6 protein-coding genes are annotated in these 8,317 nt (G+C 73.7%); 5 read left to right on the forward strand and 1 reads right to left on the reverse strand.

The genetic code is table 11. The features are described 5' to 3' along the window. Window positions 1–159: 159 nt before the first annotated feature. From ACE3Q3_RS16845 to ACE3Q3_RS16855, 3 genes are all read left to right on the forward strand, one after another. On the forward strand, window positions 160–1,467 hold the full coding sequence (locus ACE3Q3_RS16845) for a Zn-dependent hydrolase (protein ID WP_374448042.1): 1,308 nt from the start codon (window positions 160–162) through the stop codon (window positions 1,465–1,467). Then, window positions 1,464–2,156, forward strand: coding sequence for an orotate phosphoribosyltransferase (locus tag ACE3Q3_RS16850; protein ID WP_374448044.1), 693 nt, complete (start codon window positions 1,464–1,466; stop codon window positions 2,154–2,156). Before ACE3Q3_RS16845 ends, ACE3Q3_RS16850 begins: the two co-directional genes overlap by 4 nt. Before the next feature lie 77 nt (window positions 2,157–2,233). After that, window positions 2,234–5,026, forward strand: a complete 2,793-nt coding sequence (locus ACE3Q3_RS16855; protein WP_374448045.1) for an ELWxxDGT repeat protein — start codon at window positions 2,234–2,236, stop codon at window positions 5,024–5,026. On the opposite strand, the gene ACE3Q3_RS16860 is transcribed toward ACE3Q3_RS16855, so the two are convergent. Beyond that, window positions 5,016–6,965 carry an AMP-binding protein gene (locus tag ACE3Q3_RS16860; RefSeq protein WP_374448047.1) on the reverse strand — a complete coding sequence of 650 codons (1,950 nt, stop codon included), beginning with the start codon at window positions 6,963–6,965 and terminating at the stop codon, window positions 5,016–5,018. The two genes, ACE3Q3_RS16855 and ACE3Q3_RS16860, sit on opposite strands and share 11 nt — an antisense overlap. Before the next feature lie 101 nt (window positions 6,966–7,066). Between ACE3Q3_RS16860 and ACE3Q3_RS16865 the strand changes: the two genes are divergently transcribed. Next, window positions 7,067–7,891, forward strand: coding sequence for an enoyl-CoA hydratase/isomerase family protein (locus ACE3Q3_RS16865; RefSeq protein WP_374448048.1), 825 nt, complete (start codon window positions 7,067–7,069; stop codon window positions 7,889–7,891). A gap of 19 nt (window positions 7,892–7,910) precedes the next feature. Next, the coding region (locus tag ACE3Q3_RS16870) for an AMP-binding protein (protein ID WP_374448049.1) at window positions 7,911–8,317 on the forward strand (407 nt) is incomplete at its 3' end.

Raw genomic sequence — 8,317 nt, forward strand, 5'->3', positions numbered from 1 at the left:
GATGACCGCGCCGCCGCGCAGGATGAGATCGGGTCGAGACATCGGTCCTCCGGAATGGCTGGGCAGGGGGCTGATTCGGCCGCGCATTCAACCAGCCGCGGCCCTCGCCTGTCACGCGCCGGCGATTGCGCCCGGTCCGGGGATCGGGGATCATCGCGAATGGAAGGACGCATCCTCCCGGGCGTGGACCTGGACGCGGTCGCGGCCGGGCTCTTCGCCGGCCTGGCGGAGATCGGCGCCGACGGCGTCGGCATCACGCGCGAGACCTACGGGGCCGGCGAGGGCGCCGCCTTCGACCTCGTCGAGGAGACGGCGCGCCGGCACGGCCTGATCGCCGTCCGCGACGCCGCCGCCAATCTCGCGATCACCCTGCCGGCGACGCCGGACGGGCTGTCGCCGACGCCCGACCGGCCGTGCGTCGTCGTCGCCTCGCATCTCGATTCGGTGCCCCAGGGCGGCAATTTCGACGGCGCGGCCGGCGTCGTCGCCGGCCTGCTGTCGCTCCTGCGGATGCAGGCGGACGGGCTGGCGCCACGCCGGCCGCCGCGGCTGATGGCGATCCGCGGCGAGGAGAGCGCCTGGTACGGCAAGGCCTACATCGGGTCGTCGGCGCTCTTCGGCCGGCTGTCGGCCGACGACCTCGCGCTGAAGCACCGCTCGGGCGGCCATGTCCTGGCCGAGGCGATGGCGGCCGCCGGGGCCGACCTCGCCCGCATCCGAGCGGGCGAGCGGCTGCTCGACCCGGCGGCCGTCGCCGGCTACTTCGAACTGCACATCGAGCAGGGGCCGGTGCTGGTGGCGCGCACCCTGCCGACCGCGGTCGTCACCGGCATCCGCGGCAACGTCCGCCACGCGCGCGTGCTGTGCCGCGGCGAGGCCGGTCATTCCGGCGCCGTGCCGCGCTGGCTGCGCCGCGACGCCGTGCTGGCGATGGCCGAGCTGATGGCGCGGCTCGACGAGCATTGGCGGGTGCTCCAGGAGCAGGGCCTCGACCTCGTCGTCACCTTCGGCATCGTCGGCACCAACCCGGCCGAGCACGCCATCAGCCGCATCCCCGGCGAGGCCGCCTTCAGCTTCGAGGTGCGCAGCCAGAGCCGCGACACGCTGGAGGCCTTCTACCACCTGATGCGGACCGAGGCCCGCGCGATCGAGCGCGCCCGCAAGGTCGAGTTCGTCTTCGACCGCCGGCTCGATTCCCAGCCAGCGCGCATGGACGAGGGGATGGTGAAGCGCCTGCTGGCGCTGAGCGGCCGGCTCGGCCTGCCGGTCGAGACGGTGCCGAGCGGCGCCGGCCATGACGCGGCCATCTTCGCCAACGAGGGGGTTCCGTCGGCGATGATCTTCATCCGCAACGACAAGGGCTCCCACAACCCCGAGGAACGGATGGACATGGCCGACTTCCGGGCCGGCGCCGAACTGCTGCACCTCGCGCTGTGCGAAGCGACCGGCGGCGAGGTGGCGGCATGATCGGGACGATCCCGTCCGCGGCCGAGATCCGCGCGCTGACCGCCCGCATGCTGCTCGAAATCGATGCCGTGCAGTTCTGGGGCGACCATCCCTTCATGCTGACCAGCGGCTGGGCGAGCCCGGTCTATGTCGACTGCCGCCGCCTCATCTCCTATCCGCGCATCCGCCGCGCCGTCACCGACTTCGCGGTCGCCACCATCGTCCGCGACATCGGCTTCGAGCGGCTCGACCAGGTGGCGGGCGGCGAGACCGCGGGCGTGCCCTTCGCCGCCTGGATCGCCGACCGCCTCATGCTGCCGATGCAGTTCGTGCGCAAGCGCGCCAAGGGGTTCGGACCGGCCGCCCAGATCGAGGGCATCTCGGCGGCCGGCGCCCGGACGCTGCTGGTCGAGGACCTGACCACCGACGGCGCCAGCAAGCTCGCCTTCTGCCGCGCGCTGCGCCAGGCGGGGGCGCAGGTCGACCATGCGTTCGTCGTCTTCCAGTACGGCATCTTCCCCGGGGTGGCCGAGCGCTTCGCCGCGATCGGGCTGCACCTCCATGCGCTCGCCACCTGGTGGGACGTGCTGGCGGAGGCCGAGCGCACCGCGGCGTTCCCGACCGCCCGGCTGGCCGAACTACGCGCCTTCCTGCGCGATCCCGGCGCTTGGTCGTCCGCCCATGGCGGCATCGCCGAGCCGCCCGAGTGAGCCGCCATTGCCATTGAGGGTTGTCTGAATCCGCATCCTATGATCGGATTGCGGACAGGCAGCATCGGGAAGGGCGATTGGCCGACAAGCTCCTGTTCGTCGCGCTGACCGGCTCGCCGCCGGCCTGGGAACTGTGGAGCAGCGATGCCACCCCGGGCGGCGCGGCGCTGCTCGGCGATGTCGCCGGCCCCTACGATACCGTCGCCGACGGGGCGACGGCGTGGTTCTTCGGGCTCGACGGCGACCGCTACGTGCTCTGGTCGACCGACGGCACGACGCAGGGAACCGCCGTCGTCGATCCTCTGGCGGCCACCGACGGGTCGGGCGGCACCGGCCTCGCCGCGGTCGACGGCGCGCTATGGTTCGCGGCCGACGACGGCACCCACGGCCGCGAGCTCTGGCTGGCGCGCCCGGGCGAGGCGGCCGCCCGGATGGTGCGCGATCTCCTCCCCGGCGACGCGGGGTCCGAGCCGGTCGCGGTCGGCGCGACGCCGGACGGCGATCTCCTGTTCGTCGCGGGCGCGGCGGGGGATCGCGGCCTGTGGCGCAGCGACGGGACCGAGGCCGGAACCGAGCGGCTGTCGGCGGCGGGCGTCGCCGTCACCGACCAGCCGGGCGCTTGGCTCGACGGCCGGTTCCACTTCGCCGCCGCCGACAGCGTCGCCGGCAGCGAACTTTGGGCGACGGACGGCACCGCGGCCGGAACGACACTCGCCGTCGACATCGTGGCCGGGGCCACCGGGTCGGCCGCCGGCGCGCCCGCCTTCTACGACGATGCCCTCTATTTCTCCGCCAATGGCGGGCCCGAGGGCGAGGAACTCTGGCGCTTCGACGGCACCACAGCGACGCTCGTGTCGGACATTCTCCCGAGCGGCCTCTCGTCCTCTCCGGGCGGCTTCGCGGTGCTCGACGGCATCCTCTACTTCGCGGCGATCGACGCGGCGGCCGGGCGCGAACTGTGGCGCTCGGACGGCAGCGCCGACGGCACCCGCCGGGTCGCCGACATTGCCCCGGGCCTGAACGGCTCGGACCCGCAGTCGCTGGTCGTCGTCGGGGACCGCCTGGTCTTCAGCGCCGACGACGGGACGACCGGCCGCGAGCTCTGGATCTCCGACGGCACGCCCGAGGGCACGCGCCTGCTCGTCGACCTGCGCACGGCCGCGAGCGCCAGCCCGCTCGATTTCGCGGTCCTCAGCGGGGTCGATCCCGGCGCCGACACGGTGCCACCCGACACCTTCGTCGCGACCGGCCCGCCGCCGGTCGATCCGTCGACATCGGCCGGGTTCGTCTTCGCCTCCGACGAGGCGGGAGTGGCCTACGAAACCGCCCTCGACGGCGGCGCCTGGACGGCATCGGACGGGACCGCGACCTTCGCCGGGCTGGCGCCCGGCTCGCACCGCCTCCTCGTCCGCGCCACCGACCCGGCCGGCAACGTCGACCCGACGCCCGCGGTCTACGACTGGGCCGTGGAGGGCCCGTCGGCCGACACCGTTCCGCCCGACACCAGCATCCTCTCCGGCCCGCCGGCGACCGGCGCCGGCACCGATGCGAGCTTCGTCTTCGCGTCGGACGAGGCGCAGTCCGCGTTCGAGGTCGCGCTCGACGGCGGCCCGTTCCTGACGGTGCTCAACCCGCTCGTCATGCAGGGGCTGGCCCCGGGCGCCCACCAGCTCCTGGTCCGCGCCGTCGACCCGTCCGGCAATGCCGATCCGACCCCGGCCGCCCATGCGTGGTTCGTCGGCGACGACCGCCAGCCGCCGGCGACGGCGATCCTCTCCGGGCCGCCGGCGATCTCGGCGGCTGCGATCGCCGTCCTCGACCTCGCCGCCGACGAGGCCGGGGCGCGGTTCGAGGGGCGGCTCGACGGCGGCGTCTGGCAGGAGGTCGGCGACCCGGTCCTCCTGGTCGGGCTGGCGGCCGGCGCCCATCTCTTCGAGGCCCGGGCGATCGATGCCGCCGGGAACCCCGATCCGACGCCGGTCGGCTGGGCCTGGACGGTCGCGCCGGAGACGGTGGAGCGCGACCCCGGCCCGGCCCCCGTCGCGGGTGGCGCGTCGCGCGAGGTGGCGACGCACGAGGAAGCCGCCGCCCTCGTGCCCGAGGACGCGATCGACCGGCTGTCGAGCCATGCCTCGCTGCGCCTGCCCGACGGCATCGCCAACCTGACGCTGCTCGGCGCCGAGGAGCGCAACGGCGACGGCAACGACGGCGCCAACGTTCTCGAGGGCAACGGCGCCGCCAACATCCTCGCCGGCTTCGGAGGCAACGACAGCATCCTCGGCATGGGCGGCGCCGACTTCCTTGCCGGCGGTACCGGCGACGACACCGTCCGGGGCGACGACGATGCGGGCGCGGCCGGCGGCGACGACACGGTCTGGGGCGGCCAGGGCCACGACCGGATCCTCGGCGGCGACGGTGGCGACCTGCTCAACGGCGATCGCGGCGCCGACACGATCCTCGGCGATGGCGGGGCCGACACGCTGAACGGCGGCGCCGACGGCGACCGGCTGGAGGGCGGCTCGGGGGCCGACCTGCTGCGCGGCGGCCAGGGCGGCGACCTTCTCTTCGGCGACGACGGCAACGACGTGCTGGCAGGCGATCTCGGCGCCGACACGCTGCTGGGCGGCAACGGCGCCGACCGCTTCGTGCTGGGCGCCGACGGTGCGATCGATGTCGTCTCGGACTTCGCGCCCGGCACCGACCGGCTTCAGTTCGCGGCCGAACTCGGCATCGTCGACGAGGCGACGTTCCAGGCCCGCGCCCACGATACCGGCCAGTCGACGATCCTCGATCTCGGGGCCGGAAGCTGGGCCGTCCTCCTCGGCGTGCGGCCGCAGGAGATCGGCATCGCCGACCTGCTCATTCTCTGAGGGCCGCCGCGCGGATCGCGGCGTGGGCCTCCGGATTGACCAGGGTCGAAAGGTCGCCGGGATCCTCGCCGGTGAGAGCCGCGCGCACGACGCGGCGCATCGTCTTCATGTTGCGCGTCTTCGGCAGGTCGGCGACGGCGAGCACCCGGGATGGGCGGAAGGCACCGCCCATCGCCTCGGCGACGGCGTCGGACAGCGTCTTGCGGAAGCGGTCGTCGTCGACCTCGCCGGCTGCCGGCACCACGACGCAGGCGACCGCCTGGCCCTTCACCGGATCGGGCAGGGCGACCGCGGCGGCGTCGGCGACGCGGCCCGTCGCCAGCATCGCCGCTTCGATCTCGGCCGGCCCGGTGCGCTTGCCGGCGAGCTTGATCGTGTCGTCGGAGCGGCCGTGGATGTACCAATATCCGTCCGCATCGCGCGAGGCCCAGTCGCCATGCACCCAGATCCCCGGCAGGCGCGACCAGTAGCTCTCGATGTAGCGTTCCGGCTCGCGCCACAGGCCCTGGGTCATGCCCATGGGGGCCGCCCGCATCACCAGCTCGCCGACGGTGCCGGGCGGCACGCTGCGGCCGGCCTCGTCGACGATGTCGGCGCCGCTGCCGGGCAGGGGACCGTTGAAGCTGGCGGGCTTGATCGGCTTCAGCACGTTGGTCGCGAGGATGCCGCCGACCTCGGTGCCGCCGGCATAGTTGAGGAGCGGCCGGGTGCCGCCCAGCACGTGGCGGAAGACCCACATCCAGGCGCGCTCGTCCCAGGGCTCGCCGGTCGAGGCGGCAAGCCGCAGCGACGACAGGTCGTGCCGCGCCGGCGCTTCGTCGCCCTGCCGCGCCATCAGCCGGGCGATCGTCGGCCCGAGGCCGAGGAAGCTGACGCGGTGACGGGCGACGAGGCGCCACAGCCGGTCGGGCTCCGGAAAGTCGGGCGTGCCCTCGGCCAGCACCAGGGTCGCGCCGAGCGCCGTCGCGGCGACGATCTGGATCGGGCCGACCAGCCAGCCGATGTCGGTCATCCACAGGAGGCGGTCGGACGGCTTCATGTCGAAGCCGAGCTGGAAGTCGAGCAGCGTCTTGGCGAGGAAGCCGACATGGGTGTGCACGGTGCCCTTGGGCCGGCCGGTCGTGCCGGACGTGTAGGCGACGAGCAGCGGCGCGTCCGCCGGCAGCGGCCGGGTGGGCGCGGCCGGCCCGTCCGGCAGCGCCTCCCACCAATGGTCGCGGCCGGGCTGCATCGATGGCGCCTCGCCGCCCTGGTGCAGGACGACGACGTGGCGGAGGCTGGGCACCAGTCGCGCCGCCTCGTCGATCTCGGCCTTCATCGGCACCCGCCGGCCGCGGCGGAGGGAGGAGTCCGCGCACAGGACCGCGACCGCCTCGGCATCGCCGAGGCGGGTGGCGATGGCGCCGGCGCCGAAGCCGGAGAAGAGGGGCAGCACGATCGCGCCGAGCCGGGCCAGCGCCAGGAAGCCGGCCGCCGCCTCGGGCACCATCGGCATGTAGAGCCCGACCGGCGAGCCGGGACCGATGCCAAGCGCCGCCAGCCCGCGCGCCAGTCGGTCGACCTCGCGGCCGAGCTCGGCGTAGCTCCATTGGCGGACGCTTCCGTCCTCGCCCTCCCAGACGATCGCCGGATGGGCCGAGCGGACGCCCGCGACGTGGCGGTCGAGGCCGGCCAGGGCGAGGTTGGTGGTGCCGCCGACGCACCAGCGCACCCAGGGCAGGCCGCGCGAGTCGTCCCGCAGCCGGTGCCAGGGCGTGGCGAAGGGGAGGTCGAGGTAGCGCAGGAGCGCGCCCCAGAACCAGTCGGGGTCGGCATCCGCCCGCGCCGCCATGGCGTCGTAGTCCGCCATGCCCTCGGCATCGAGGAACGCCTGCCAGTTGCTGCGGGCGACGAAATCGGCGTCGGGTGCCCAGACGGCGCCCGGAGGCAGTTGCGGCATGGTTCCACCCTTCGAGGTCGATGGACTTTTCGCCATCGCTTGTCGCAGTATCGCGCCGAGTGAACGTTCGTTCAATTCATAGAAACGTCGGAGGAAGCCCCATGAACGCCGCCGCCCGGGACGACCGCTACGCCCGCTACCAGCGCCTCAAGTTCGACTGGCCGCACCCGCGGGTGCTGCGCGTCACCATGTCGAACCCGGGCAAGCTCAACGCCGCCGACGCCGTGATGCATGGCGAGCTGACCGGCCTGTGGCGCGAGATCGACGCCGATCCCGGCGTCTCGGCGGTGATCCTGCAGGGCGAGGGCAAGGCGTTCTCCGCCGGCGGCGACTTCGGTATGATCGAGAACATCATCGCCGACTTCCACACCCGCGCCGCCAACTGGAAGGAGGCGCGCGACCTCGTCTACAACATCATCCACTGCTCGAAGCCGATCGTCAGCGCGATCCGCGGCCCGGCGGTCGGCGCCGGCCTCGTCTGCGGCCTGCTGGCCGACGTCTCGATCGCCGCCAACGACGCCCGCCTGATCGACGGCCACACCCGGCTCGGCGTCGCCGCCGGCGACCATGCCGCGATCATCTGGCCGCTGCTGTGCGGCATGGCCAAGGCCAAGTACTACCTCATGACCTGCGAGCCGCTATCGGGTGCGGAGGCCGAACGCATCGGCCTCGTCTCGCTCGCCGTCGACGATGCCGAACTCGACGCCAAGGCGGTCGCCGTCGCTTCGCGGCTGGCCGAAGGCGCGCCGCACGCCGTCCGCTGGACCAAGTACGCCCTCAACAACTGGCTGCGCCAGGCGGGTCCGATCTTCGACACCTCGCTGGCGCTGGAGTTCCTCGGCTGGCAGTCGCCCGACGTCAAGGAAGGGCTGGCCGCCCATCGCGAGAAGCGCAAGCCGGCGTTTCCGCCGGAATCGAACCTCTGATCGGGCGGAGGGCCTGGCCGTGGCCGCCATCCGCTCGATGCTGACGCCCGAGCGCGCGCAGGCGATGCGCGCGGCGGGCCTCTGGCACGACCGTACCGTCCTCGACGATCTCGACCGCTGGGCCGCCGAGGCGCCGGGCCGGCTCGCGGTCGTCGACCACAATTCCGCGACCGGGCAGGCCAGCCGGCTCACCTATGGCGAACTGGCGGCGCGCGTCGACCGCATCGCCGCGGCGCTGGCGGCGCTCGGCGTCGGGCCGGGCGACGTCGTCTCCTGGCAGCTCCCCAACTGGTGGCAGTTCACCGCCCTCCACCTCGCCGCCATGCGCATCGGCGCCGTCAGCAACCCGCTGATGCCGATCTTCCGCGAGCGCGAGCTGCGCTTCATGCTGGGCCTCGCCGAGGCCAAGGTGCTGGTGGTGCCGGG

Source organism: Allostella sp., from assembly GCF_041913585.1.
GTDB lineage: Bacteria > Pseudomonadota > Alphaproteobacteria > ATCC43930 > Allostellaceae > Allostella.

Coding starts and splice junctions, on each gene's coding strand:
- ACE3Q3_RS16845 (WP_374448042.1), top strand. CDS start 160: ATGGAAGGACGCATCCTCCCGGGCGTGGACCTGGACGCGGTCGCGGCC.
- ACE3Q3_RS16850 (WP_374448044.1), top strand. CDS start 1,464: ATGATCGGGACGATCCCGTCCGCGGCCGAGATCCGCGCGCTGACCGCC.
- ACE3Q3_RS16860 (WP_374448047.1), bottom strand. CDS start 6,965: ATGCCGCAACTGCCTCCGGGCGCCGTCTGGGCACCCGACGCCGATTTC.
- ACE3Q3_RS16865 (WP_374448048.1), top strand. CDS start 7,067: ATGAACGCCGCCGCCCGGGACGACCGCTACGCCCGCTACCAGCGCCTC.